We start from the raw sequence: 26,023 nt of genomic DNA on the forward strand, positions 1-26,023 counted from the left end.
CGCCTGCCCTGCGCCGCTGGGTCGCGTCAGAGCAGCGGCCCTCGGTCGGACCAGCTGCCGCCGAGCCGGACGCGAGGCAGGAAGCCACCTGTCCGGCCGGGGTAGAGGTAGAGGGCACCCGTGGCCGCGTCGACGGCCATCAGGTCGGGAGCGCCCCGGCGGTCGAAGTTGCCCACCCCGACCAGGCTGCGGCGACCGGACCAGCCGGTGCCGAGGCTGGTCCGCGGTCCGAACCCGACTCCCGTGCCGGGGTAGAGGTAGAGGGTGCCGGTGGCGGTGGCACGCGCCAGCAGGTCGCGGTGGCCGTCCCCGGTGAGGTCACCGATGCCGGTCAGCTCGCTCATCGCGTTCCATCCCCCACCGAGCCGGGTCCGGGGACCCAGACCGTTGCCGCGTCCGGGATAGAAGAACAGGTAGCCGGAGGCCTTGGACACCGCCAGCAGGTCGGGGTAGCCGTCGCCGTCGAGGTCGCCGACGGCAGTGATCTCGCGCATCGCGTCCCACCCGGTCCCGAGCCGGACCCGCTGGCCCAGGCCCGCTCCGGTGCCGGGGTACAGCCACAGGACGCCGGTGGACCCGTCCCGGGCGATCACGTCCTCGTGCCCGTCGCGGTCGAAGTCGCCGTACCGGGTGGCGGAGCCGAACCTGCCGGTGCCGAGGCTGGTCGGGCCCTCCAGGCCGGCGCCGTTGCCGGGGTGGAGGAAGAGCGTGCCGGTGGTCCGGTCACGCGCGAGGAGGTCGCCCCAGCCGTTGCCGGTGAAGTCGCCGAACCTCGGTCCGGGCAGCGGTCGGACGTCGACGAAGTCGTTGTCGATGTTGATCCGCACGCCGCCGTAGGTCTCGTCGTGCCCGCCCCGGTACTGGTGCAGCCTCCGGTGCGGGGACCAGTAGCTGTCCGGGATCGTGTCGTTGTCGGTGCCGGCGTCCCCGTCGTACCGGGCGAACCAGAGGTGGTCCGGGTGCGGCCGGGCGGTCGACGTGTAGTCCTGCACCAGGTCGGCGACCCCCGAGCCGAGGCTGGAGTAGACGCCGGAGATGTAGCCGAGGTCGTGCAGCCGGGTGGTCCAGGCGCCCAGGAACCGCAGCACCGCTGTGGTGCACTCTGCGTCCCCGGTCCGGTAGGCCTCCATGTCGAAGAACAGCGTGCTGCCGGTGGGCAGGCCGAGGTCCTCGGCCGCGGCCACCGCCGAGCTCGCCTCGGCCCGGCCCTGCGAGCGCGCCTGGGCCGGGTCGATGAGGTACTTCTTGTTCGACGTCGTGCAGGGCGCCTGCAGCCCGAGGTGGACAGGCAGCAGGTGCCAGCCCGCCGCCCGCTGGTGGGCCACCCACGCAGCGGTGAGCTCGGGCTGTGCGCAGGCCCGGTTGACCCCGCCCACGTAGACGCCGATCGCGCGGTACGGCGAGGCCAGCCACGCGTCCATGGTCGACGAGCTGGGCGCGCTGCACGCGTCGAAGCCCTCGCCGGTGAAGGTGCCGGGTTCGCCCTCCGCGGCCGTCGCGGACGGCGACGACATGGCGGCGAGCAGCACCAGCGCGCCGGCGGCCACCAGTGCCGCGCATCGTCGCCGCAGCTCTCCCATCTCTGGCTTCCCCTCACCCGCGCGACTGATCTCCCGCACCAGTGCAGCACCGCGCGCGAGGGGCTGACAGGGCCCTCCGGCCCCTCGAGTCCCTCCCGGCGACCTCCGTGCTCACCTAGGCTGTGGCGGTGAGCGACGTGCTGGACGAGGGGCCGTTCTTCCACGGCACGAAGGCCGACCTGCGGGTGGGGGACCTCCTCACCGCCGGCTTCCGGTCGAACTACCGACCGGACGTCGTGATGAACCACGTCTACTTCACCGCGCTGCCCGACGGCGCCGGGCTGGCCGCGGAGCTCGCGGCCGGCGAGGGCGCTCCGCGCGTGTACGCCGTCGAGCCGACCGGAGCGTTCGAGAACGACCCGAACGTGACCGACAAGAAGTTCCCCGGCAACCCCACCCGGTCCTACCGCAGCCGGAAGCCGCTCAGGGTCGTCGGCGAGGTGGCCGACTGGACCCGCCTGACCCCCGAGGCGCTCCAGGCCTGGCGCGACCGGCTGGCAGCGATCCTCGCGGACGAGCGCGGAGAGATCATCAACTGACCGGCGCTGCGGTCTCGAGCGGGCTCGTGCCGGCACGCAGGAGCCCGGCCATCCGTCCGGGAGCGTTGCGCCACGTCGTCCGGCCCAGCCAGTCGTTGGGGAGGGAGAGCCGCATCAGCGGAGCCGTCGATCGTCAGGCGCAGTCGGCACACAGGTCGGCGGCCGGCGAGGACCGTCGAGATTCGTGCTGGACGAGGAAACAGGCTGAGCAGGTGAACTCGTCGGTCTGCTTCGGAGTGACCTCGATGGAGAGGGTCTCGTGGGAGAGGTCCGCGCCGGGAAGCTCATACGACTCGGCCAGCTCGGTCTCGTCCTCGTCGACCTTGCCGGAGGTCTTGTCCTGCTCGCCCGAGGTGAGGCGGCGGGCCTCCAGGCTCTCTTCCTTCTGTTCTTCTTCGGTCTTGCGCGATGCGTCGTAGTCGGTGGCCATGTGGAGCTCCTCTCGGGGCGGAGCGCGAATGCTAGCCCCGGACGTCGTCGCGGCCTGCAATGCCGACCTCGCGGGAACGGCGTTGTCCGCGCGCCCCGCCGAAATCCTGAACACACGACCGATGCCGTACCGTGGTTTCTGTTGAAGGGATGGCTGTACACGCGTCCTGGCCGCACACGATGTCGCGGCTCGTATCTCATACCCCTGGTTTTCGGTTCGCTGGACATCAGCTCAGGTGGATGTCTTCAGCGGCTCGAGGGCACGACGCCCCCGACATGTGAACAAGGGAAAAAGATCATGGCTCAGGGAACTGTCAAGTGGTTCAACGCCGACAAGGGTTTCGGCTTCATCGCGCAGGATGGCGGCGGCGAGGACGTGTTCGTCCACTACTCCGCCATTCAGTCCGGTGGCTACAAGTCGCTCGATGAGAACCAGAAGGTCGAGTTCGACCTCGCCCAAGGCCCCAAGGGGCCTCAGGCCGAGAACGTCCGCGTCTCCTGATCTCACCACGAAGAGCCCCGACCCGCGTCCGTGGTCGGGGCTCTTCGGGGTTGACCTGCTTCTTCTGGACGAGGGGCCGTTCTTCCACGGCACGACGGCCGACCTGCGGGTGGGGACCTCCTCACCGCCGGCTTCCGGTCGAACGACCGGCCAGAGGTCGTGATGAATCACGTCTGCTTCACCGCGGTGCCCGACGGTGCCGGGCTGGCCGCGGAGCTCACGGCGGGCGAGGGTGCTCCGCGCGTGTACGCCGTCGAGCCGACCGGGGCCTTCGAGAACGACCCGCACGTTTCGTCCGAAGGACCAACAGCCGCGCCGCGCGTCGCTTACGCTCGCCGAACGGCGCTCCAACAGGCCACCGTTCAGCGAGGAAACGAGACCCGACGATGGCGATGAGCAGGGCAATGCAACCGATGCTGAGGGCGGCGCTGACCACGGCACTGACAGTCGCGCTCCTGCTGAGCGGCTCGATCGCATTCGCGGGTACCTGGCGCCACGTCGACCCGAGCGGGGACTCCAAGCCGGGCTACTCGGGCACCCCCGGCGAGGGGGACATCGGCAAGGTCACGGTGACCGCCAAGCGGCGGACCGTGCACCTCGCCTGGCGCGGTGCCCCTGGAAGCGAGTGGGCCGGCGGCATGTTCTGGCAGCTGGACACGGTCAAGAGCAACCGCGGCCCGGAGTTCATGATCAGCTGGAGCTACGACATCGCCGACCGCGCGTACCTGGGGCGCATCGACACGTGGACGAAGGGCTGGGCGGGCGGCCCGACCGAGAAGCGCTGCCGGGGACTGAAGGTGCGCTACCCCGACACCAACCGACCTGGTCAGAACTACGTCGTGCCGCTGCGCTGCCTGAAGTCGCACGGCGCCAAGCCGAAGAGGATCCGGGTCAACCTCGAGTCCTCGGATCTCAGCAGCAGCTACGCCCTCGACGTCGCGCCGAGGCACCACCGATTCGGCCGGTGGGTCTCGACCCGCTGACCCGACTTCGGGAACAGGATGGATTCGAGCCGTCGGGGCAGCGGCTCGTCAGGTCACGGCGTCGAGCGGGCTCGCGCCGGCACGCAGGAGCCCGGCCATCCGCCCAGGAGCGTTGCGCCACGTCGTCCGGGCCAGCCAGTCGTTGGGGAGCGAGAGCCGCAGCACCTTGTGCCAGGCGCTCGCGACCTGCTGCGGCAGCGGGGCGGAGTGGTAGCGCAGCCCGAAGCGCTCGAAGAGGTCACGCACCCGCGGCGCGATCTGCCCGTACCTGTTGGACGGCAGGTCCGGGAACAGGTGGTGCTCGATCTGGTGGGAGAGGTTCCCGCTCAACAGGTGCATCAGCGGCGGTCCCGAGATGTTGGCCGAGCCCAGCATCTGGCGCAGGTACCACTCGCCGCGGGTCTCGTCGGGGTCGAGCTCGTCGCGTTCGAAGGTCTCGACGCCCTCGGGGAAGTGTCCGCACATGATCACCGAGTGGCTCCACACGTTCCGGACCAGGTTCGCGGTGAGGTTGGCGGCCAGCGTGGACCGGAACGCCGGCCCCGACAGCACGGGGTGGACGAGGTAGTCCTTCATCGCCTGCCGGCGCACCTTGCGCAGGGTGCCGCCCACGCGGGTGCGGAGCTCGGGAGTGAAGCCGCGCCTCTGCCGCAGGGTCTCGCCCAGGTCGAGGTCGTACATCGCGATGCCGTACTCGAAGATGCAGGCGTTGACGAGGTTCCACAGCGGCTGGGCCAGGTGCCGGCGCTGCCAGGGCTGGTCCTCGTCGACGCGGAGGATGCCGTAGCCCAGGTCGTTGTCCTTGCCGAGGATGTTCGTGAAGACGTGGTGCATCTCGTTGTGGGAGCGCTTCCACTCCGCGGCCGGGGTGGCGTGGTCCCACTCCCAGGTCGAGGAGTGGATCTTCGGATCGCGCATCCAGTCCCACTGGCCGTGCAGGACGTTGTGACCGATCTCCATGTTGTCCAGGATCTTGGCCAGCGCCAGCCCGGCAGTGCCCAGCAGCCAGGCAGGCCGGGAGCGGGAGAACAGGAGCACCACCCGGCTGCCCAGCTCGAGCGTGCGCTGGGCGCCGATGACCCGCCGGATGTAGCGCGCGTCGCCCGCACCCCGGTCGTCGATGACCTGCTGCCGGATCGTGTCGAGCTCGGTCGAGATCAGCTCGATGTCTTCGGTCGACAGGTGCGCGACGGGGTTGGGACGCTTCTTCTGTACGGCAGTCACTCAGGTCCCGTCAGGCCCGGCTGCGGCGCTTCTCATCAGCTCCATGTCTACTCGTACCGCCTCCGGGCCGAGACATGCGCGTTCCCGTCCCGGCTGTCGGATCGCGGTGGACCTGTTCGTGGCACTGGTGAGAGGCCGTCCACGGGGCGGCCGCGAGGAGAGGACCTCACCCATGCGACCAGCGCTCTGGGAACATGGCGAGATGGTTGATGGTCGACTGAGCCGGGCCGTCGTCACGTACATCTGGGGGAACCCGCGCCGTCTGTCCTACCCGAGCAGCCATCCTGACGACGTGGCGCGGACCTTCGGGGACGGCGCCACCGATCTCCTGTCCTCGATCGAGCGGATCCTCGACGACGAGCCGCTCAGGGCGATCGGCAACCACTTCGCCTAGAGCTCCGAGTAGGACCGCGAGGATGTCGCCGTGGCGGGCACCCGGTCACGGGTCTGGGCTGCGCCACAGGGGGTAAGAAGGGACATGCGCATCTTCTTCACCGGCGGCAGCGGCAAGGCGGGCAAGCACGTCGCGCCGTACCTCGCCGACCAGGGCCACCACGTCACCAACGCCGACCTCGTCCCGCTGGGGCACCCGGCGGTTGCCGACCTCCGGGTCGACCTCACCGATGCCGGCGAGACGTACTCGGCGCTCGCCGGGCTGGCGACCTTCGACGAGCTGGACCTGCCCGCGAAGCCGACGTACGACGCCGTGGTCCACTTCGCCGCGGTGCCGAGGATCCTCCTCACGTCGGACGCAGCGACCTATGCGACCAACGTCCTCAGCACCTACAACGTGCTCGAGGCGGCGACGCGGCTGGGCGTGCGGAAGATCGTCTTCGCCTCGTCCGAGACGACCTACGGGGTCTGCTTCGCCCAGGGCGAGCGGAAGCCGCTCTACGTGCCCGTCGACGAGGAGCACCCGACGGTCCCCGAGGACTCCTACGCGATGTCGAAGGTGGCCAACGAGGTGACCGCGCGCTCGTTCCAGGCCCGCACCGGCGCCGACGTCTACGGGTTGCGGATCAACAACGTCATCGAGCCGCACGAGTACGCCGAGAGCTTCCCCGCCTTCCTCGCCGACCCGGCGCTCCGACGCCGCAACCTGTTCGCCTACATCGACGTCCGCGACCTGGGCCAGATGGTGCAACGCTGCCTGGAGGTCGACGGTCTCGGCTACGAGGTCTTCAACGTCGCCAACGCCGACATGTCCGTGGCCGCGACGACCGAGGAGATCCGGGACCGCTTCTACGACGGGGTCGAGGTGCGCCGGGACATGGGCCGTGACGAGACCTTCTATGCCATCGGCAAGGCGCGCGAGCTCGTCGGGTTCGCCCCGCGCCACTCCTGGCGCGACGTGCTGGACGACCCCGGGGCGGGCTGAGGTCCCACCAGCCCGGTCAGGGGCCCGCGGGTGCGTCGAGCTCCGCCATCGCCCGGTCGAAGGCGTGGCCGGCCGCCCGCCACGGTGCCGACCCGCCCTCCTCCGCCAGCCCGAGCAGGTGCGGGGTCAGGTCGGCGCTGAACCCCTCGCTGGCCTCGCGCGGGAGGAGCGAGGGCAGGTTGTCGATGGCGATCACCTCCAGCGGCACGCCGCCGGTCTCCGGGGCGCCGTCGTGCAGTCGCCGGACCGGCTGCTGCCAGGTGGTGACCTCGGTGTTCACCGGGAGCATGTTGGTGGGTCCGGTGACGTCGCAGGTCACGTCCGCGAGCACCCGCAGCCGGCGCTCGTGGCCAAGGTCCGACTGCTCCACGAACGGAGTCGTCGGGGTGTGTGTGACCACGCAGTTCACCAGCAGGTCGTGTCCGAGCAGCGCCTGCTTGTGCAGGTCCTGCGTCTCCTGGCGATCCCACCGGGTGGTCGGCACACCGGCGGCGATCAGCGCGCCCTGGGCGCCGCGACCGGATCGCCCGTGCGCCCCGGTGACCAGCGCCAGCAGCTGGTCGACCCCCGCCCGCCCGGCGGCCTCCAGCTCGGCGTCGAGCTCGTGCTTGGCCATCGGGGTGAGCGGCGCGGCCAGCCTGCCGGCCAGGTGCAGCACGCCGAGCGCGGCGCCCACGTAGCCGGCCCAGTAGCCGAAGGCGACCACCCGCTTGCCGTCCTTGTCGACGAGGTACTCGATGTCGAGCAGCCGACCTCCGCCGCGGCGGAACCGCTCGAGGGTGGGCCGGGCGTCCTCCTGGCCCTTGAATGCGTGCGCGAAGTAGATGTGCCGGTGGAACAGCGACGCCGGCTCGTCGGGGAGCTCCTTGACCCCGAGGACGTAGGCGTCGCGGGGAGCCTCGGGCCAGGTGCCCTCGGCCACGACGGTCGCCCCGGCTGCGTCGTACTCCTCGATGGGGAAGATGCGTTGCGGCGACTCCTCGACGCTCACCTCGAGCCCGGCGTCCAGGAGCATCGGGATGTCGGCGGGTACGACGGGCGCGCGCCGCTCCGTGCCGCGCGACTCGGACCGGATCCACACATGGACGGGCTGCATGCCGCAAGGATCGCACTGTGCGCCCGGGGCGGACGCGTAGACCTAGAGCGGCGGCAGGCCGAGGGCCTCGCGCAGCGCGCCCTCGAGCCGGTCGCCGCGGTCGTAGCCGCCGATGTGGCCGGTCATGAACGCGACCGCGTACCCACCCACCTCGCTCCACCAGCCGAAGCTTCCGCCGAGGCCGCCCATCCCATAGCCGTCGGAGTCGACGACGACACCCAGGCCCCACTCGCGCTCATCGCCCATCATCAGGTCGCGCTCCATCCCGTGACCGCGACCCAGCTCGCTGCGCAGGTCCGCATCGAGCAGCCGGCCCTCCGCCAACGCGACGTACAGGCCCGCGACCGCCCGGGCAGTGCCGTGACCGTTCACCGCGGGCACCTCGGCCCGGCGCCAGCGCTCGCTGTTGGCCACGTGCGGGTCACGGGCCCCCGGCGGGTTGGTGACGCCGCGGCGGTAGAGGTCGTTGCCGGCCTGCTGTGCCGCGGCGAAGTCCGCCCCGAAACCGGTCAGGTCCGCGACCCGGCCCAGCTCGGTGTCGTCGAGCCCGACATGGAAGTCCAGCCCGAGCGGGCCGCACACGTCGTGACGGAGGAACACACCGAGCGGGCGGCCGTCGACTCGGCGCACCAGCTCACCGAGCAGGTGGCCGTAGAACAGGGCCGACTCGCCGTGCGCCGTCCCCGGCGGCCACGAGGGCTGCTGCCGGGCCAGCAGGGAGCACATCAGGTCCCAGTCGTAGAACGCCTCCTCGGGAGCGTCCTCGTCGAGCGCGACCAGGCCGGCGCGGTGGGTCAGCACGTCCCGCACTGTCGCCGGGGCGGCCAGCTCGGGCCAGTACCGCTGCATCGGGGCATCCAGGTCGATCCGGCCGCGTTGCACCAGGGACAGCACGGCCACGGCCGCGAAGGGCTTCGTCACCGAGTAGGGCATGACCAGCGTGTCGGGTGACCAGTCCCGGGTGTGCGCCGCGTCGGCGTACCCACCCCACAGGTCGACCACCCAGCGGCCGTCGTGCCAGATCGCGAACGACGCGCCGGTGCCCGGCTGGGCGGCCAGCACGTCGGCCATCACCGACACCACGTTCGCGAACCGATCGTCAGCGTGTCCGTGGACGCGCACCGGGGGCACCTCCATGTCTCGCTGTGGAGGCCACGCCCCCGACGGTTCGGCAGCTGCGTCGACGCCGGGACTGCTCAGTTCGTGGCGTACGTGAGCCAGGTGATGAACATGAACAGCCCGATGATCGCCGCGTCTATCAGCAGCGCTGCCAGGAACGCCATGACCGCGGAGCCCCGGTCGTCGTCGTAGGTCCAGACGTACTCGTCGCCGTGCTGCGACATGTGGCCGGTCATCTCGAACCTCCTTCTCGCGGGTGAGGTGACCCGCTCCCTCCTTGGTACCCGTCTTACGGCGGGGGCGCTAGGCCCAAGTTGGTCAGGCCGGCGATGGGCGGCGGAATGGGGCGGCTCAGCGTGTCACCCGACATCGTCAGCGAAGGGCGTGCCGGTCGCAGATCGGCCAGAAGGACGAGAAACCCTCGTACCAGAGGCCAGGGGGAACGAGCCGACAGACCGATGGCACCGACCAGACATTCGGTCATCGTGGCAATGACCACCCGATGAGAAAGAAGAGATCGTGAGCACTGCAACCAGGACCACGACAACGACCACGACCACGACGGCCCTGCACGATCCGCCCGCGCCGGTCAGGGCGAAGCTCGCCGCGGCCTGGACCAGCTTCATGTTCTTCTACATCTACGTGGACTACCTCCACCTGTACAAGCCCGGAGCCATCGACGACATCCTGGCGGGCGTCGTCTTCGAGTTCGACATCAGCCAGACCTTCGTCGTCATCTCGCTGATGCTCGTGGGGATCCCGAGTCTCATGATCCTGCTCTCCATGGCACTGCCCGCCCGTGCGAACCGCATGCTCAACCTCGTCGTGGCATCGCTCTACGTCCCCGTCTCGGCGTTCAACGTGGCCGGCGAGTCCTGGATGCTCTTCTATGGGCTCGGCGCCGTGGTCGAAGTGATCCTCCTCGCCTTCATCATCCGCTGCGCCTGGACCTGGCACCGCACGGCGGCGTAGGCGGGCCTGCGGCGATCACGGGGGCGATGGTGCATGCGTGGTGATCATCGCGATCTGAAGCTCGAGCGGGGCTCATCGCGGCAGTGGAGCGCCGGGGAAGCCCATCCCGGCGATTTCGGCCGGGACGCCGCACTCCTCGAGGGCCCTTTCCACGGCCGGTACCTGCTTGGTCTGAATCCGGGCGGGGACGGTCTCCGCGCCCGTCCGGGTGAGTTACAGCTGGGAGCCTGCGAGGGCACGCTTCTCCCGGCGATCGACCTCCGGACCGTCCGGCTCGCGGCGAGGTGACGCGGCCTCGCGCACGCCACATCGGGTGGCCGTGCTCTGCGATAGTCAGGTCCATGGGTAGACAAGACGACCGGCCGCCGCTCGTTCGAGCGCTGGAAGCCGTCAACGGCTTGAAGGCGGGAACCTGGGAGAGCGTTGAGGTGTTGTCGGCACTGGCGATTGAAACCAAGGACCTGCCCGACGGCGCCAGGATGCTCGCCTCGGCCCGGTCGTCGGCCTCGGGGCTCAAAGCTGGGAGTTGGGAAAGCGTCCGTGCCCTCGCGTGGCTGGCTCGAGCAGATCGAGAGCTGGGCTCCTTGTAAGCCGCTGACTGCAGATGACCCATCGGGAACGGTGGTCCGGACTTCGATGGCGTCCTGGTTGGGCGCCCGGCAACCGGAGTTCTGCTCGACGCCGGCCTCCGAAAGCTTGGTGATCTGCCCGCTGACCTCGACAACAGCCTGCTCAAGGTCCATGAAGTCGAGCCGAAAGCCGTGCGAATGCTCTGTGAGGCCATAGCCGCACGCGGCTGACTTCCTGAAGCTCCGGTAAGTCGCCGGCCGCTGTCGCGGCGGAAAGACTGTGAGGATCGCGTACGCAGCCTGATGGTGCTGGGCTGTGGGCTGGGTGACTGCGGGTGTGACCCCCGGAATGACTGGCTTCGTGCCTTGGTGCGACTTGTCCGCTCGTGGTCGCCGGCCCCGGCCCGGTTGGAGGAGCTGGCCTGATCAGGAGCTTGACCACCAGGCGTTAGCCCCGCCAGGCGTGTCTCATCACAGTCCTGCCGAGCCTCCGTTCCGGACCGGAACCACGTCCCGTCCGGCGAAGGAGAGAACGCATGACCAGTCTGACCGAACTACGTGAGGTGGTCGATGTCGTCATCGGCGTGGACACCCACGTCCATACCCACTCCGCGGCCGTGGTCGACACCGCGACCGGTGGTGTCCTCGACGAGATCACCGTCGAGGCGACAGCCCAGGGCTATGCCGAACTTGTGGAGTTCGCCAACAACCACGCGACCTTGCGGGCCTGGGCGATCGAGGGAACCGGCGGCCACGGCGCTGGGTTGAGCCGTCACCTGCTGGAGTCCTCGGAGATCGTCATCGAGCTGGACCGCCCCAAGCGGGCAGCGCGCCGCCACGGTGCGAAGTCCGATCCCCTCGATGCGATCCGCGCCGCTCGTGAAGCGATGGCTCGACCGCGGTTGGGAACTCCCCGCAGCGGAGGCGAACGCCAAGCACTCTCGGTGCTCTTGGCTGCTCGCCGCTCGGCGATCAATGCCTCCACCGAGGCCCAGCAGCAGGTCTTCAGCCTGGTGATCGCGGCTCCCGAACCGATCAGGGTCCGGTTTCGTGGTCAGAAGCTCGCTGCGATGCTCAACACCGCCGCCAAGCTGCGGGTCCAGTCGTCGTGGGATGTCGAGACGACCAGCACCGTCGTCGCGCTGCGCACCCTGGCTCGCCGGGCGCACGCGATGTTGAAGGAGGCACGCGAGCTGCAGAAGGCGATCCTGACCATCATCCGCAGCTGGCGCCCAGACCTCCTCGAGGAGTTCGGCGTCGGACCGATCGTCGCCGCGACGGTGTTGTGCGCGTGGTCCCACCCCGGCCGCATCCACTCGGAAGCGGCGTTCGCGATGCTCGCCGGCGTGGCACCGATACCGGCCAACAGTGGTCAGGTCACGACCCGGTATCGGCTCAACCGTTACGGCGACCGGAGCCTCAACACGGCATTGCACACCGTGGTCCAGATCAGGATCCAGTACCAGCAATCCACTCGCGACTACGTCGCCCGTCGCACCGCCGAGGGAAAGACCAGCCGCGAGATCAAACGCTGCCTCGCTCGCTACGTCGCCCGAGACCTCTACCGCCTGCTTGAAAGTGGGCCGCTAATGCTTGACGAAGCATAGGAGCGTCGCAGGTCATCGAATGCGGGCCTCGCCGGGCGAGTCCCGCCCGGTCCCCTGGCCTATGGACCCGAGACGGCTGAGTCCCGGGTGGCAGTGAGCGCGTCTTGCGTCGGGCAGATGGATGAACGACTCCTCCGTGCCGCCGGAACACGACGGCTGACAGAGGATGCGGTGGAGGTGGAATTCACACAAGCCCTCCGGCCGGATCTCGCCCGCCGTCGGCACTCTTGATTCATCATTGGAGGATTCCGCGCATGCCGACGCGGAATCTCGGTCGAAGGTCAATCAGAGTCGCGGCGGCGGCACCAGAAGCTTGTCAATGGCGAGCGCCCCATGCCGCCACAAACGGGGGAATCACACATGCACACCACAAACTGGGCGCGCGGCCTGGCCGCCTGCGTGGCGGTCGTTTTCGCTACGACGTTCCTGGTCACTGAAACCGCGAACGCACAGGGCGGCGTGAGCCCCAGAATCCCAGCGCCTGCAGCCGTGGATGCGCCGACGGGGCAGAAGGGCGGTGTGCTGAACCCGCTCGTCAGCTGCACCCGGTACACCGTCGACCCCCGCGTGAAGTGGACCCTGACCAGCGTGAAGACCGGCAAGTCGCACACGTACCGATGGACCGGCGCGCTGCCCGGCATGTACTTCCCCCGCGTCCGGGTTGGGGCCTACCGCTCCAAAACCACGGCTTGGTGCCGGGGCGAGCGCCTCACCCGCACCCATACCGTGCGGGTCGCCCAGAAGACGCCGGCGACGACGATCTCGCGTGCGGAGTTCCGCCGGATCCGCCGAGGCATGACACGCGCCCGGGTCCGCAACATGCTGGGCCTCGACGGAAAGGCCTGCTGGAAGTACGCCGCTCGGACCACCTGTAACTACGACATGATGGCGTTTTGGGCCTGGGCCACCGTGACCTACCGCGACGGCCGGGTCGTCGCCAAGCAGTGGGACGTCGACCACGACTGACCGCATCCCTGGCGCCGAAACAGCGCCACCATGGGGGTCGTTCGGAGCCCCGCGATCCCCCGTAGTGTAATTGGCAGCACGCCTGACTTTGGATCTAGTGGTCCAGGTTCGAATCCTGGCGGGGGAGCGACAGCCCGGCCTGGGACCCGGCAGGAACCACGGGCTCCGCCGCGCGGCCGCCGTTCTAAAGCGTGGAGTCACCCCGGCCGAGACACCCCCTCATCGACGCGGTGACGGTGTGCTTTCGGACGCGACCGACGGGCGGCGGTTTGACGCACCTTCACCACAATTGGATCGCGGCATCTACGGACCTGGCCCGTGCGCGACCACTAGATGGTGCTGCACCATGCCGCACCGCACAGCACCGCACCGCACCGCACCGTTGACGTTGACGGCTTCGCGTCGGCTCGTGGGCACGAACGTGATGCCCGCGTAGTCTCCGATGCGCAATCACGCCCACGCACTGGGCCGGACGGAAAAGAGGCGAAGCGTGGAAGAGCAGCGTGATCCCGATTCGGATCTGATGGCGGCTCTTCACGAGCGGCAGGCCGGGTTGCCGGCTCGTCAGATGCTTGAGCGGGCAGACGCGCTCGCGAAAGCGAACGCCTATCTTCGCGAGCAGGGCCGGCCCGACGTTGCTGTCTCGGCCATCCCAAACCCGCTCCAAGGACTCTGGGTCGTCGACTACCGCGACCCGGCCCATCCTGGTCAGATCATAGCGGGCGACGGCCTCCTCATCGTCCCCACAAGCGGTGGCGTCTACGAGACCGGCTCCGTCCCCGACTGGCCGGAGATGGTCGGTGCCGAGCTGCCGGAGAGTGACCGCGACGACTGGCTGCCCGCGGACTGGGCGCAGCAGTTGGGAGCGGAGTTCGAGAAGGACTATTGGGTGGACCTGCTGGAGTTCGTGGCCCAAGAGCGGATGGCCGGTGACGTGTACCCGCCGCCGTCTCAGACGTTCGCGGCGTTCGAGAAGACCCCCTTCGACCAGGTCAAGGTCGTCATCCTCGGACAAGACCCATACCACGGCCCTGGCCAGGCCCAGGGTCTCGCGTTCTCGGTGCCGCGCGGCGTCAGGAAGCCACCCTCCGTCGCCAAGATCCACAAGGCGCTCGAGCGCGACCTCGGGATCGAAGCCCCGCGGCACGGCAACCTGGAAGGCTGGGCGGAGCAAGGTGTGCTGCTTCTGAACACGACGCTGACGGTTCGCCGAGGCGCAGCGGGCTCGCATCACGGCCGGAACTGGGAGAGGTTCACGGACGAAGTCATCAAGGTCGTCAGCGGCCGACGGTCGGGGCCCGTCGTCTTCATGCTGTGGGGAGGGCCCGCGATCAAGAAGCGGAAGCTGATCGACGAGTCGGTGCACAAGGTCATTTCAGCGGCGCACCCGCAGGCCAGGGTCAACGCCAAGGACCCGCTATTCGCGTCGAGGGCTTTCTCGCGGGCAGACACGTTCCTTGCCGAAGCGGATCGGATCGACTGGGGCCGCTTCGCGGCGATTGCGTGAGCCGATTCTGAGACGACCCTGCGCTGGCAAGGGAGCTCAAGCTACTGAACCAGAGCGGGCACCTGCGGCGTAATGACGCGGGCGTGGGGCGCCGCCCCTTGGTCTGTGGTCGCGGTTCGTTACACGGCCGCGGCGGCATCAATAGCTGGTCGTCTACACGGAAAGCCCACGCTGAGGCGCTGGGTGACCGATACTCGGGCCGGCAACCAGGTGGTCTTGGGCGGTGAGGTGAAGGCGATGAAGCTTGTACGTGTCTGGTTGGTCGCCGGGTTGCTGCTTAGTCTGGCGTCGCCGCTGGCGCTGATGAGCGCGTCAGCTGGTGCCTCGACGCCAGCCGCATCCGTATTGTCGCGAGCGGCTGCCACGACTATCGCCAAGCCCGTGCTGACCCCTTCTGCGAAACAGGTGGAAGAGGGAGATCGGCTGACCCTGACGGCCACGGTCAAGTCGCCCAGGATGGCCACCCGAGCGACGATCCAGAAGTGGTCCGTGCCGCTGTACTCCAGCACGGCGTCATGGCAGACCGTGAAGACGGTGAAGGTCAACGGCCGGAGCAAGATCCCGTTCAAGACCGTCGCCACCGATCAGAACACGGAGCGATACCGCGTGGCCGTCGCGTATCGGAACGTCGTCAAACTCGTGACCTCGGGGGCGGTCAACATCACGGTCTGGCGCTGGATCCCCCTCAACGAGTACGCCCCGTACTACGAGGCTGAGCCTTACGCAGCCGGCTTTGGAACCACCACGATCGCAGGACAGGCCTACAGCGGCTGGGGCCCGTTCACCTACTCCCACACTGGAACTTGGGAGAGCCGATTCACGCCCGGGCGGCACTGCAAGGCATTTGAGGCCGTCCTCGGCGTCGCCGACATCTCCGGCGACGGCTCGTCAGGTTCGATCACCTTCACCGCCGACGACGCGCAGGTCTACGTCTCACCGCCACTGACGCCGGGCATGAGTGTCCCCGTTACCGTCGACCTAGAAGAGCCGTACCGCTTCGGCATCCAGCTGTTCGACACCACGCCTGGTGGCACGACGGGACGAGATGTCGTGGAATCCTGGCCAGTTCTCGGCGAACCTGCGTTCCTGTGCACTGGTGTCTGACGCTCAGGTTTCTGGGTAGCGCGTGCGTTGAGACGCGGCATAGTTGAGCGCGAACAACTCGCGGCGTCGGTCAAGCGGCGAAGTGGCGCAGGTCTGAACTGGGTGGTGACGTCCTTGCCATTCCTGGTCACGCCGCGTCACGGATCCCCGTCCCCGTCTTCGATCCTCAAGTGTGGGTGCTTGGTCACCGAGGTTGGTTTGGGCAGGCACGTCCGGGTGCCGCCTGATACGACGGACATGAGGCTCTCGGTGACGCAAGTCTTGGCTTGTCCACTGTGTAGGGGCGAGGTGGCGGTGGCATCGTCAGGATGCCTGTCGTGCCACCTGCCAATGAGGGACGTCGTGCGTCATGGCAGCACGACACCTACGTCCCGCACTAGCGCGGTCGCCAGAGCCCTGCGAGTCCGGGCGACCGGGCTGCTCCTTTACGGCGCCGTCGTCGCCTGGTGCGCTTACCAACTTCCCGACACCGTGCCGTTCGTCGTCCCGGGGGCGATGCTTGGTGGTGGGATCCTCCATGTGTGGAAGGGGCGCCCCTGGCTCGGGCTGGTGGTGTTCGCGGTCATCGTGGCCGTCGTGCCGGTGCTCCTTTGGCCATCGGTCCTCACCGGAGCTTTCTCCGACCTGACAGAAGGGTTGTGAGGGCTACTGCCTGGCGAGAGTTGGAGTGAGCCGCAGGCGGGTCTCAAACGCCGGCCACGTAGGCGGTGAGGAAGTGGACGCCGTGTCGATCAAGGTTGCCGCGGGCGCGGTCGTAGTGCTCGGTCGTACTTGGATCTGCATGTCGAGCCAAGATTTGTGCGTCCCGCAGGGGCACTCCGGCGTCGAGGGCGTTGGTAATGGCCGCGTGCCGCAGCGAGTGCGGGCTGATGTGTCGGGGGATGCCCGCGGCCTTCGCGATCCGTACGACCATCCGGTACGCATCGCGACGGTCGATGGGATTGCCGGAGACGGGTCGCAGGACAAGCGGTCCCTCGATGCGCTGGCCGCGGCAGGCCTCGAGCACGCGGAGCACGGGCACGGTCAACGGCATCGTGGCGGGCTTATTGCCCTTGCCGACCAGATGCAGCACCCGGTGCCCTCGCAAGGTCTCCCGGTAGTCCTCGATCCGAACGCCGGCGGCCTCGGAGGCGCGCAGTGCATTGATCCCGAGGAGATAGGCCAGGGCGCCATGGTGGACGGTGATGGTCTGAGCGACCTGGAGGAACCGGATCAGTTCAAGTCGGTCCAGCCCTTGGGTGCGGGACTCATCGGCATGGACTTTGGGCAGCCGCGCGTAAACGGCCGGGTCGGCCGGGATCAGTCCGTCGATGTGGGCGAACCGGGAGAAGCCACGGACAGCGTGCATGGACGTGGTCACCGAGGAGGGCATGAGGCCGGAGTCGCCAAGGTGACGAATGTAGAGCTCCACGTGCGCCCGCTGGATCCCGACCAACGGGTCAAGGCCGTTGGTCTCGCACCAGCCGAACCAGCGGCGCAGTTGGTAGGCGTACAAGGTGTGGGTGTGCCCGGAGTAGCGGGCCAGGTAGGACACCGCAGCCAGCTGAGCCGTACTCATCGCTTCGGGCTGGAAGGGCAGCAGAGTGGTCTTCGACATGACGGGGCTCCCGGCGACCTGACGCCAACGCCCGACCGCGGATCGCCACACACACGGAGTGAGGCGCCTTGGACGAATCGTCCCGCGCGCAACCTGTCTCCAGGCGGTGATGAGACGCATAGGAGCTCGCAGATCGGCGGAGTCCTACTTGGCCCTCGGCCAGGCTCGTCCGTTGGTTGTGACCGCGTGGATTGGTCCTGTGTCAACGAGGGCCGGATCCTGACGAAGGTCTAGGTATCGCTTGATCTCACCGGTGGGCTTGTAGCTGCTGAGCGCCGAGGCCACTTGGGTGGGCGTCCCCGTGTTCACGGAGCGCAAGACTCGTGCGAACGATGGAGCGAAGTCATCAGCCATCACCATCCTTCTGACCGGCAGCGCCGGAAGCTCGTCTATCGGCGACTGACTGAAGGCTTCGGCATGCGCCTCGAGTAGCGGCTTGATGTCGGACGAGCGTGTAGCGCGGCCATCCAGTCCTGAACGGCAGTCGAGGTACACGCTCTCGAGTCCGACTTGGCTGAATCCAGATGCCAGCGCGTGTGCACGGTGGGTGACCTGACAGACGAGGTCCCATCCAGCGCGCGGAGTGCGAACTTCTCGCTTCAGTTCGACCAGGACCATCAACCCAGCGCGGTCGAGAAACACGAAGTCGATCGAAGGCACGTTCCAGTGCCTCCGGGAGTCGTTCACCTTGTAGTTGGCCATCACCTCCCAGGCAGCAAGGAAGAGCGGCTCGCTATGAATCACCGGCATCTGGGTGAGCCAGCCCGCGGTGAGGCGTTTCTGCATCAACCACTCCGTCTCCCCGTGCCTCATGATCGAAACCTACGAGCCGGCTGCCCGCCGATCGGGGATGACGCAACAAACGGGTCATGAAGTCCGCGCCTCGCGCCGCGATCCCGAGGGTCACCGCCAGGCTTGGCCTCTGAAGTTCGCACGCCCTCGGAGTTCCGAACGAGGGTGGCGGTCACGGCCTCGTCCGACGGTTGCTCGCGGCGTAAGGACGCATGCCCGTTGGCCTACCGCCGGAATGGGAATCAGACTGCGAACGCTCGCTTGGGAAGAGGGTTCAACAGCAGACCTCAGCGAGACTCGGGGCCCAGCATGTCCTGCCAAGTCGGTCCGAGTTGCAACCCAACGCCGTTACGCCCCACGTACCTTCGCTGACCGCGCTGGACCCTGCGGGGAGCGAGAGATTCCGCGATCGCTGCTCCAGCCTCCGCCAGGCTCTTGTCTGAATACGTCTCAGCGAGGCTGTAACCGGAGAGTGCCTCGAATGCCACGGCGGGAATGATGAAGTTCGCGTCGATTCCTGGCAACGCCGCATACCAGTCGCTTTCACGACGTTCCTTGCTTGGAGCCTCGCGGACGGCCTCGACCAGAGGAAGGTAGTGGCTAGCAATGACCGCATTTCTCGAGACCACGAGATCAGAAGCACGGTCGTTGGGCGGATCGTGAAGCCGCGCGGTCCACCTTCCACTCGCTCGGAATCCAGAACCCGAAACCACAACCGCCGGCGCGGATGAACCGGCCACATGTGGGAAGGCGAGCGCCTGCGCCTTGGCGTCCGCCAGAACCTTCGGCCCGGCTGGCCCGGTCCGTCCCTTCGACTCGACAACGACAGGAAGGATCGCGCCGCTGAAGTCAACACCGACGAAGTCGGGACGCTTGCCGGCCAATGCTGTCCCGAGCAATTTGAGCAGAGTATCCAGATGAGCCAGCAAGGGTATGCGGAGACGTCGCCTGCAGGTCACTTGGGCTTGCGTCATGCCCAAGAAGTAGCTCACCGCCCCCTTCTCGCTTGGATCGAGTTGTTCGAAGGCGTCGGACTTCCTCCAAACCTGGACCCCGTGCCGGTCAACCGACGTAGTCAGATTGCTGGCCACCATGAGGATGCGCCATTCGATCTCGATGAGCGGTCGCCGATAGGGGAGGATCACCATTGGTGGCGCCCCAACGGAGGCGGCCGCGGTTAGGACTTCCAACCAGTCGATGTTCAGGTCGTATGTACCGTTCTGCGCTGCTGTGAAACCGGTCAGCCGAGCGTTGAGGATGGCGACGGCGATCTCCCCCTGAGTCGCATTAGTCCTGCAGTCCTAGGCGTTTCTAATCGATGGATCTTGAGGCTGCCCCAGTGACACGACTCGAGATCGATTCCGGAGGGCTACGAGGCAGCGGCACGACGCTGGCGGCTGTCGCGGCGGAGTGACGCACGTACGAACCGGTCATCCCGGACTCGCTGCACCCGGGGGGATGGGTTGACTGCACCAGGTGCAGCAGATGGTCATCGGATTCCGGTCGACATCAATACAGCGCTCAGGCGGTCGTGTACACCGAGCTTCTCGTAGATGTGCGCCAGGTGCTTGCGCGTCGTCGGAATGCTGATGCCCAGGGTTCGGGCAATCGTACGGGCGGCGGCTCCGGTCGCGAGCAGATCGAGGACCGCTGCCTCGCGTGCAGTGAGGAGTGGTTGAGTCGGTGGTTCTGGCCGAAGGCGTCGGGAGAGGGCTGCCAGCCGGGTCAGGTGAGGGAGCGCGCGCGTCGCGATCGCCACGTCGTCCACGGAGAAGTCTCGGCCGCTACGGGTCAGCACCCAGCCGACGCCGACTCTGTCGCTGAGTTCCGTGACCAGACTCAGTTGGTGGATGGCTCTGCTGTCGCCAAAGACCTCGAGGAAGGCGGGGTTGTTTCGCCAAGCTGACGACCCACACACGTCGCTGATGCGTCGCGGGCGACGATCGTCGCCCTCGGCCAGGTAGCTGAGCACAGCGGGATGCAAGTGCCCGAACCTGCCCAGCGCCTCCCCCAGTTCGAACTGAGGATCCTGGCCGACGCCACTGGCGACGGTCGCGGTCCCACCCGCCAGGTCGAGCCTCGTGTGGAGTACCTCGTCTGCCTCGATCAGCTCAGCGAGAAGCATCGCGCCCGCGCGATCGAGCTCCCGTGACAGGGACGCACCCTCGTCGGCGCTGCCGCCGGCCAAGGTCACAACCGGACGTTGATCTTCGTGCTCTCGTTCGTTCATCGGTGCCCCCGAGTAAGGCCCGGATGCGCCTTCGGCGACCTGCGACCCAGTACTCCGACTCATTATTCAAAGTGATTATTGCCGACGGGCTGGCCATTTTCACATGCTCATAGGTCAGAGTTCACCGATTTCGGGGGCAGCTATGAATGGTGCCGCGCGGGCTATTTATCCCCAGGCCATCGAGTTCCGTGCACAGCAGGCGTGGGCATTGGGAATCTTGCTCGTGTTCCTCGCACTGATCTTCTGGGGCCTGCGCTCAGCGACCCGGGAGCGGCCGCCCTTTGCACGGCGCGGCGGCCTAGTCGTCGGAAAGGACGGGCGACTCTCGACCTCGCGCGCGATCGCGCTGATGTGGACCATCGTTATCGGCTACTGCCTGTTGACCATCGTGTTCATGGCGCTGTTGGAGTCCACCCGAGTGCCCCTACCTCACGGGCAGGTCCCGCCGGACTTCGTGGACACCGCGACCAAGAACCTCTCTCCCCAGTACCTGATCGCCTTCGGCGGGCCATTCGCAGCCGCCGTGCTCAGCCAGGTAACCACGCGCCAGAAGATCGAATCTGGCAAACTGCAGAAGGCGCAAGCCAAACGCGCGAGCGTCCTCGACCTAGTGGCCGATGACCAGGGTGACCTCGACCTGGTCGACTTCCAGTACGCGCTATTCAACCTCGTAGCCGTGCTCTATGTGCTCACGCAGTTCGTCCAGGGCCCCATCCACGGGATCCCCGCGCTCCCCGATGCGTTCACTGCCCTGACCGGCACCTCGGCTGTCGTCTACACCGGCAACAAGGGCCTGGCCTCCAACCCGCTGAAGCTGGTCCGACTCGACCCCAGCAGCGTGCCCGCCGGCGGAGTGGTGGAGGTGCTGGGCAGCAACCTGGTTGTTGGCACCGCTGGTCCCGGCGTTGATCGACCCACCGCCGAGCTCGTCGACCCCGCCGAGCGAAGAAAGCCACGTCACCTGATCTTTCTCGGCGCACGGGGCCGCGTCAGGTTCCGGGTGCCAGAGACGACACCCCCAGGGCAGTGGCAAGTGCGTGTGGTCAGCGACGGAGGAGCCGCGTCTGAGGAGAACCTCGAGCTGGAGGTCCTGGCGCCGACCGACGCGGACGCACACGCAGGCCGGTCCCGGAAGCGTGCGGGTGCACCCAGCACGCCACGCGTAGGCGCGGGTGTCGACCTACAGGAGCTGAGATGACGACCACGACCAGAAACACCCCACTGAACCACCGCACCGTCGGAAAGTGGCTAGTCCTCGACGATGACATGTCAGCGGAAGTCATCCGCCACCGGATCGACGGGACGGCCGGATTACGCGTCGCCGGCCACGCCGGGCTACGACTCGTTCGTCCCCTCAAGAACGTTCGTCGCGAGGGTGTCAACCTCACCATTCACGCCCACGTCCGAGCCGGATCGATCGCAGTGAGCGCGCCGAAGGGCGCCCGTCATGCACCCGCGCTGACCCTCGGAAGGGCTGCAGAGCGCAGCCTGACCTTCCACGCGCCCGGCCCCAGTGACCAGATCGTGATCACCGTCTTAGATGACGACACCGACGTCGACATAGCGGTAGTCGCGGCACCTGCACTCGATCGCGACGACACCCAGGCCGGCAACCCCAAGCGGAAGGGTCAGGAACCAGGTCGGGATAAGAACGACGAACCGCGGATGACGCAGTCCAACGACAACACCTCCGAGCACGACCCAGAGAACGCAGCCCACTCGGCGGCCGACGGCGGGGGACGCGCCCAGGACGGTGACCGCCAACTCGAGACCGGGCAGGCGGTCGACGTGTTCCGGCTGGCGTCTCTACGAGCACCGGCACCGGTCTCAGAGTCCACCGGCTACATCGAGCTGGATCCCCCGGACAACGAGTCCGGGACGCACGACGGGACCTGCGTCGATGACAACGGGGGAATCCAGGATCCGAGCGTGCTTCGCGACGGCTACGACCTGATCCGCGTTCCTATGGCTGAACTGAACGACCTGCTCCTGGGGCGCGATGATCAGATCGGGTCGCCAGAACTGCATGAGTGGCTCTCGACCAATCTGCTGGGCACCCTCGGCGACGTCGTCGGCTCACCCGACTGGAACTCCTACCGCCTCCGCCTCCACTCCCAGATCCAGATCGGACTCGGCGTCGGCGGCGGCACGCGAGACGACAACGTCGCCTGGATCGCCGGCCTGCTTCGGACCGTGCACCTGGCCGCCTTACTGGAGAAGCTCAGCGAGGCCGACGGCGACCCGGACGCCCTGACCGCCCCGTCGGCAGTAGCCGTGCTGCTCGACCAGACCCCGATCCGGCTCTCCTCGCAGTTGGCGCTCCCGTTGAGCCGCTTGTCGCGACCGCCCCTGATCGCAGACTTGAAGATCGTCCGTATGGGCAAGGCGCGGTACGAGCTCGGCAGCATCGCCCACATTGAGAACGTGATGGCCGGGGAGTCCCGGCGACGCGTGCTGCGGAAACGGGAGAAGACCACCAGCACCACCTCGTTCACCACCGATACCACCACCGAGATCGAGACCGACCTGACGACGTCGACACAGGTCCAGTTGCTGCGCGAAGCCAGCGCCGCAGTCCAGGAGTCGACATCGTTATCCGGCGGGTTCAGCATCAGCGCCAAGTACGGCGAGTTCGTCAGCGGCAGTGTCGACGCGCGCTACGCCAGCAGCGACAGCCGCCAGACTTCCGACCACGCCTCCGAGGCCTACGCCAACACGATTACCCAACAGGCCAAGCAACGAGTGGTCGAACGCGTCATCCAGTCCCGCACCACAGCCAGGGTTCTCGAAAATGACGACCGCGACGCGCATTCGTTCCGCAACACCGGCCGGGGGGCCCAGAACCGGTCGGGCGTGTACCGCAACGTGGACGCCGTGTGCGACGTGTGGATGGAGAACTACGGCAAGCGACTAATGCTCGAGTTTCTGCTACCCGTGCCCGGCGGCGGCATCCGCGCCGCCCTCGCAGCGGCCCGTTCCGCAAACTCACCTGAAACCGTCGCCGGCCCGGAACCGACATTCCCGACCGTGGACGTGCACGGCACACAGGTGCCGCTGACCGCCGAGCTGCTGACTTTCGACAACTACCTCGCCATGGCCGCCCAGGTCGGCGCCGGTGACATCCAAGCACCGCCACCGCAGCTCAGGTCGACCACCACCATTCTGACCCAGCCGAGCAAGGACCAAGATCCCTACCTCGCCTCTGCGTCGATCCAGGTTCCCGACGGCTATCACACTGGGTCATGGACCGCATCGGGCACCGCCGAGATCAAGGACGAGGTCGGCCACCCGGCCACCAGCCTGGTCATGCTCGGCGTTGGCGACAACCCACCGTTCCGACTGCTCAGCGAAGGTGACACCTCGTTGCCGATGACCGGGGCGACCTCGTCGGGAGACCAACACCAGACCATTGACGCCGACAGCGGCTCGACTGTCCCGGTGATCATGGAGGTACGGGAATGCCAGGGCGCGGTCGTCTCGGTGACCGTGCACTGCCAACTCGCAGATGAGGCCCGTGCCGCCTGGCAGATCCACAACTTCGACCGGATTAGCGCAGCCTTCAACCAGCGACACTCGGACTGGGAATCGCGACTCGCCGACGCCCTCGCAACCTCATCCCAGCAACGAGCCCTCGCCGACCTCGACCTCGCCGATCACGCGGATGTCGAACGGACCGAGATCCGCCGCCTCATCGTCGAAGAACTGTTGGGCCAACGACCCGACCGGTCACCGTACGGCGGCACCAACAGCGTCCACCAAGACCCCGACGCCACCAGCCCCGCGGACCGCTGGCCAGAAATCGACCAGCAGGCGATGAACCGGCGCCGGGACGCGGTGCTTCTGCTCGAGCAAGCAATCGAATGGGAGAACACCACCTGGATCCACTATCCCTACTACTGGGGTGATACCTCCGGCTGGGACACCGCGATCACCTCCAGCACCGATGACCCCTTGTGGGACAAGTTCCTCGCCGCCGGCGCGACCAGGTCGGTCGCACCGGTGCGTCCTGGGTTCGAGCAATCGGTGGCGCTCTACCTGTCCACGGGCATCGTGCTGCCCGGCGACCTCCTGATCGGCGTCGACGAACCGGTCTACCTGTCGATCGCCGACGAAATCGCAGAGGCGACTGGGGTACGACCGAAGCACCCTCGACGCGTGCGCCTGGACCGCGTTCGCATCCCCACCGACCTGGTCAAGCTCCAAACCTCCGACCGTCTGAACCCGAAATGAGCGTTGAAACCAACACAGCAATAGCCCGCAACCCGGCCTGGCTCGACGAAACACGCCGACTGCTTTACCAGATGGGGTGCGGCCCGATCACCGCGGCCGAACGCGCATCGGTCACGCTCACCGCAGGAAGCCTGTACGGCGCCGTGCCGGACATCGAGGTGTCTAGATTCGCGACGAGATTCTGCGATGCGGTTCTCCAGTCCAAACCGACATGGCTGGACGCGGCTACCGTGACCTCCGCCTATGGCGTCCTCGAGATCTCGACCCGACAGCGAGACCAGTGGTTCGAGCACTTCTTCTACGACGTAGGCGACACCCGCGAGCAGATCGACCGCACCCGACTTCTGGTTGCCTTCGACGACGCTCTCGTCGCCATCGAGACAGCCCGTGTCAATTCCATCGCGCGCCTCGCCCAAGGCGTTCTCGCCGTGCACATCGCCGCGAGTCAACTGCTCCACCTGCACCTGTTCGCAACCGAACAACTCGTCGTCGAGACCAAAGCCCGTTTCCCCGCGATCCGCGGGACCTACGTCGCGACCGCGCCGTTAAACCTCCGCGACCTGAGGACGTTCATGACCGCCGCCCGCGAACTGACGACCCTGCGCCGTGCCGCCGACCTCGACAAACTCTCCGGGAGCAACACCCTTGTCCGGGCCGTGGCACTCGGTTTGGCCCTGACGCCGCTGGCCCGGTTGAGCCAGGCGGCCAGCGCAGCACACGGCGTGGCGACCCTTGCGTTCACCGTTGAGGAGGGCTGGCGCCCAGCGTTCGAGTCCCTCGGCATCGTCAAGAAGGACGAGGACAAGGTCCGCGCCACCGCACAGTTCGTGCAGCGCTGGCAGGACCTGGCGACCGCGCATCCCATCCTGCTGGTAATCGACCTCGACGAGCTCGGTCTCCTCAACCCCAGCGACGTCAAAGCCTCTGAGGCAGGCGTGATCGACCTGGTCTACCGGGCACTCGACAAGGTCGACGAGTCAATCACCAATCTGAGGGCAGCGGCGAACCAATCCACCCAGGCCATGCTGACCTCGCCCCAGACCTCGACGACGGTCGCCGACCTGCTGGCAAGCGTCGAGAGTTCGGGACCGCTCGCTGTCTGGAGGTTGCCATTCTTCGTCCCGACAGCACTCGACAACATGCCACCACGCGTCAAGGCTGAGGTCTCTGCGCTCCTGGCCGAGGACGCCGAGAAGCACGACCGCGATGCCGCCCACCAGCAGGCGGCGAGCGCTATCATTCAGGCGATCAGTACCCTGGTCGCTCCGCTCGGGCCCTATGGGGCCGTCGCGGCGTTTCTCTTTGCCACCGGGGATTTCCTGCTCCGACGCAGCCTCGGAGCGGCCGAACGCACCCTCTATTCCGCCTCTCTGCAAGTCAACCGACTGCTCCGTCGCGGCGACACGGCCGAGGACCCCGGACAGCTCGCCGACATCGCCAACCTTGCCGTGCAGGGCGTGATGCTACGGCGAATCATCATCGCTGGCGGACGCTAGGTGAGCACCCCGCGAGCACGTGCGGTCGTCCGAGCTGCCGAAGCGGCCCAACGGACCCCGACAGCCAGCCAAGCCCTGATCCGAAACAGGGCCGCCGCTACCG

The 26,023-nt window shown here is 67.5% G+C and carries 25 protein-coding genes and 1 tRNA gene; 15 read left to right on the forward strand and 11 right to left on the reverse strand.

Annotated elements, in window-relative coordinates:
- Nucleotides 1–26: 26 nt before the first annotated feature.
- On the reverse strand, nt 27–1,580 hold the full coding sequence (locus ACZ43H_RS19970) for a glycoside hydrolase domain-containing protein (RefSeq protein ID WP_464585833.1): 1,554 nt from the start codon (nt 1,578–1,580) through the stop codon (nt 27–29).
- Between the two features lie 122 nt (nt 1,581–1,702).
- Here ACZ43H_RS19970 and arr point away from each other — a divergent pair, with 122 nt between their 5' ends.
- Entirely contained in the window at nt 1,703–2,119 is a 417-nt protein-coding gene (arr, locus tag ACZ43H_RS19975) for an NAD(+)--rifampin ADP-ribosyltransferase (protein WP_464585834.1), read from the forward strand.
- On the opposite strand, the gene ACZ43H_RS19980 is transcribed toward arr, so the two are convergent.
- Together ACZ43H_RS19980 and ACZ43H_RS19985 are read right to left on the reverse strand one after the other, a co-directional pair.
- Nucleotides 2,112–2,234, reverse strand: a complete 123-nt coding sequence (locus ACZ43H_RS19980; protein ID WP_464585836.1) for a hypothetical protein — start codon at nt 2,232–2,234, stop codon at nt 2,112–2,114. The two genes, arr and ACZ43H_RS19980, sit on opposite strands and share 8 nt — an antisense overlap.
- Before the next feature lie 18 nt (nt 2,235–2,252).
- On the reverse strand, nt 2,253–2,549 hold the full coding sequence (locus ACZ43H_RS19985; RefSeq protein WP_464585837.1) for a DUF4193 family protein: 297 nt from the start codon (nt 2,547–2,549) through the stop codon (nt 2,253–2,255).
- Between the two features lie 297 nt (nt 2,550–2,846).
- Here ACZ43H_RS19985 and ACZ43H_RS19990 point away from each other — a divergent pair, with 297 nt between their 5' ends.
- The 3 genes from ACZ43H_RS19990 to ACZ43H_RS20000 all read left to right on the forward strand — a co-directional run bounded on the left by ACZ43H_RS19990 (nt 2,847) and on the right by ACZ43H_RS20000 (nt 4,033).
- Nucleotides 2,847–3,050, forward strand: coding sequence for a cold-shock protein (locus ACZ43H_RS19990; protein ID WP_464585838.1), 204 nt, complete (start codon nt 2,847–2,849; stop codon nt 3,048–3,050).
- Nucleotides 3,051–3,212: 162 nt separating this feature from the next.
- On the forward strand, nt 3,213–3,446 hold the full coding sequence (locus tag ACZ43H_RS19995) for an NAD(+)--rifampin ADP-ribosyltransferase (protein WP_464585840.1): 234 nt from the start codon (nt 3,213–3,215) through the stop codon (nt 3,444–3,446).
- A gap of 8 nt (nt 3,447–3,454) precedes the next feature.
- The gene (locus ACZ43H_RS20000; protein ID WP_464585842.1) at nt 3,455–4,033 is read left to right on the forward strand and encodes a hypothetical protein; all 579 of its coding nucleotides are present in this window, start codon (nt 3,455–3,457) and stop codon (nt 4,031–4,033) included.
- 48 nt (nt 4,034–4,081) lie between these two features.
- Here ACZ43H_RS20000 and ACZ43H_RS20005 read toward each other — a convergent pair whose 3' ends face one another.
- A complete protein-coding gene (locus tag ACZ43H_RS20005) occupies nt 4,082–5,257 on the reverse strand; it encodes a fatty acid desaturase family protein (protein ID WP_464585844.1) in 1,176 nt (391 codons plus the stop codon).
- A gap of 202 nt (nt 5,258–5,459) precedes the next feature.
- On the opposite strand from ACZ43H_RS20005, the gene ACZ43H_RS20010 reads away from it, so the two are divergent.
- Together ACZ43H_RS20010 and ACZ43H_RS20015 are read left to right on the forward strand one after the other, a co-directional pair.
- A complete protein-coding gene (locus tag ACZ43H_RS20010) occupies nt 5,460–5,651 on the forward strand; it encodes a hypothetical protein (RefSeq protein ID WP_464585845.1) in 192 nt (63 codons plus the stop codon).
- Between the two features lie 84 nt (nt 5,652–5,735).
- Nucleotides 5,736–6,635, forward strand: coding sequence for an NAD-dependent epimerase/dehydratase family protein (locus ACZ43H_RS20015; RefSeq protein WP_464585847.1), 900 nt, complete (start codon nt 5,736–5,738; stop codon nt 6,633–6,635).
- Between the two features lie 16 nt (nt 6,636–6,651).
- On the opposite strand, the gene ACZ43H_RS20020 is transcribed toward ACZ43H_RS20015, so the two are convergent.
- From ACZ43H_RS20020 to ACZ43H_RS20030, 3 genes are all read right to left on the reverse strand, one after another.
- Complete coding sequence (locus tag ACZ43H_RS20020; protein ID WP_464585849.1) at nt 6,652–7,731, reverse strand: saccharopine dehydrogenase; 1,080 nt, start codon at nt 7,729–7,731, stop codon at nt 6,652–6,654.
- Nucleotides 7,732–7,773: 42 nt separating this feature from the next.
- Nucleotides 7,774–8,853, reverse strand: coding sequence for a serine hydrolase domain-containing protein (locus ACZ43H_RS20025; RefSeq protein ID WP_464585851.1), 1,080 nt, complete (start codon nt 8,851–8,853; stop codon nt 7,774–7,776).
- A gap of 74 nt (nt 8,854–8,927) precedes the next feature.
- Nucleotides 8,928–9,086, reverse strand: coding sequence for a hypothetical protein (locus ACZ43H_RS20030; protein ID WP_464585853.1), 159 nt, complete (start codon nt 9,084–9,086; stop codon nt 8,928–8,930).
- A gap of 283 nt (nt 9,087–9,369) precedes the next feature.
- On the opposite strand from ACZ43H_RS20030, the gene ACZ43H_RS20035 reads away from it, so the two are divergent.
- From ACZ43H_RS20035 to ACZ43H_RS20060, 6 genes are all read left to right on the forward strand, one after another.
- Nucleotides 9,370–9,822 (forward strand): DUF6326 family protein, encoded by a 453-nt coding sequence (locus ACZ43H_RS20035; RefSeq protein ID WP_464585855.1) that lies wholly within the window; start codon nt 9,370–9,372, stop codon nt 9,820–9,822.
- Between the two features lie 1,105 nt (nt 9,823–10,927).
- A complete protein-coding gene (locus ACZ43H_RS20040; RefSeq protein ID WP_464583525.1) occupies nt 10,928–11,998 on the forward strand; it encodes an IS110 family RNA-guided transposase in 1,071 nt (356 codons plus the stop codon).
- 360 nt (nt 11,999–12,358) lie between these two features.
- A complete protein-coding gene (locus tag ACZ43H_RS20045; protein WP_464585857.1) occupies nt 12,359–12,964 on the forward strand; it encodes a hypothetical protein in 606 nt (201 codons plus the stop codon).
- 55 nt (nt 12,965–13,019) lie between these two features.
- A tRNA-Gln gene (locus ACZ43H_RS20050) sits at nt 13,020–13,091 on the forward strand.
- A 363-nt stretch (nt 13,092–13,454) separates the two neighbouring features.
- Nucleotides 13,455–14,471, forward strand: a complete 1,017-nt coding sequence (ung, locus tag ACZ43H_RS20055; protein ID WP_464585859.1) for a uracil-DNA glycosylase — start codon at nt 13,455–13,457, stop codon at nt 14,469–14,471.
- 183 nt (nt 14,472–14,654) lie between these two features.
- A complete protein-coding gene (locus ACZ43H_RS20060; RefSeq protein WP_464585860.1) occupies nt 14,655–15,575 on the forward strand; it encodes a hypothetical protein in 921 nt (306 codons plus the stop codon).
- A 685-nt stretch (nt 15,576–16,260) separates the two neighbouring features.
- Here the strand turns inward: ACZ43H_RS20060 and ACZ43H_RS20065 are convergent.
- The 4 genes from ACZ43H_RS20065 to ACZ43H_RS20080 all read right to left on the reverse strand — a co-directional run bounded on the left by ACZ43H_RS20065 (nt 16,261) and on the right by ACZ43H_RS20080 (nt 20,194).
- Nucleotides 16,261–17,172 carry a tyrosine-type recombinase/integrase gene (locus ACZ43H_RS20065; protein WP_464585861.1) on the reverse strand — a complete coding sequence of 304 codons (912 nt, stop codon included), beginning with the start codon at nt 17,170–17,172 and terminating at the stop codon, nt 16,261–16,263.
- Nucleotides 17,173–17,316: 144 nt separating this feature from the next.
- Nucleotides 17,317–17,985 (reverse strand): hypothetical protein, encoded by a 669-nt coding sequence (locus tag ACZ43H_RS20070; RefSeq protein ID WP_464585863.1) that lies wholly within the window; start codon nt 17,983–17,985, stop codon nt 17,317–17,319.
- Nucleotides 17,986–18,251: 266 nt separating this feature from the next.
- Nucleotides 18,252–19,112: a hypothetical protein gene (locus tag ACZ43H_RS20075; protein ID WP_464585865.1), complete on the reverse strand. Its 861-nt coding sequence runs from the start codon at nt 19,110–19,112 to the stop codon at nt 18,252–18,254.
- Between the two features lie 341 nt (nt 19,113–19,453).
- Complete coding sequence (locus ACZ43H_RS20080) at nt 19,454–20,194, reverse strand: response regulator transcription factor (protein ID WP_464585867.1); 741 nt, start codon at nt 20,192–20,194, stop codon at nt 19,454–19,456.
- Nucleotides 20,195–20,417: 223 nt separating this feature from the next.
- Between ACZ43H_RS20080 and ACZ43H_RS20085 the strand changes: the two genes are divergently transcribed.
- The 3 genes from ACZ43H_RS20085 to ACZ43H_RS20095 are packed head-to-tail and all read left to right on the forward strand — an operon-like array spanning nt 20,418 to nt 25,920.
- Nucleotides 20,418–21,392 (forward strand): hypothetical protein, encoded by a 975-nt coding sequence (locus tag ACZ43H_RS20085; RefSeq protein WP_464585869.1) that lies wholly within the window; start codon nt 20,418–20,420, stop codon nt 21,390–21,392.
- The gene (locus ACZ43H_RS20090; protein ID WP_464585871.1) at nt 21,389–24,424 is read left to right on the forward strand and encodes a hypothetical protein; all 3,036 of its coding nucleotides are present in this window, start codon (nt 21,389–21,391) and stop codon (nt 24,422–24,424) included. The genes ACZ43H_RS20085 and ACZ43H_RS20090 overlap by 4 nt, the downstream gene beginning before the upstream one ends.
- The gene (locus tag ACZ43H_RS20095; RefSeq protein WP_464585873.1) at nt 24,421–25,920 is read left to right on the forward strand and encodes a hypothetical protein; all 1,500 of its coding nucleotides are present in this window, start codon (nt 24,421–24,423) and stop codon (nt 25,918–25,920) included. Before ACZ43H_RS20090 ends, ACZ43H_RS20095 begins: the two co-directional genes overlap by 4 nt.
- Nucleotides 25,921–26,023 lie beyond the last annotated feature (103 nt).

Source organism: Nocardioides sp. DN36 (assembly GCF_055380375.1).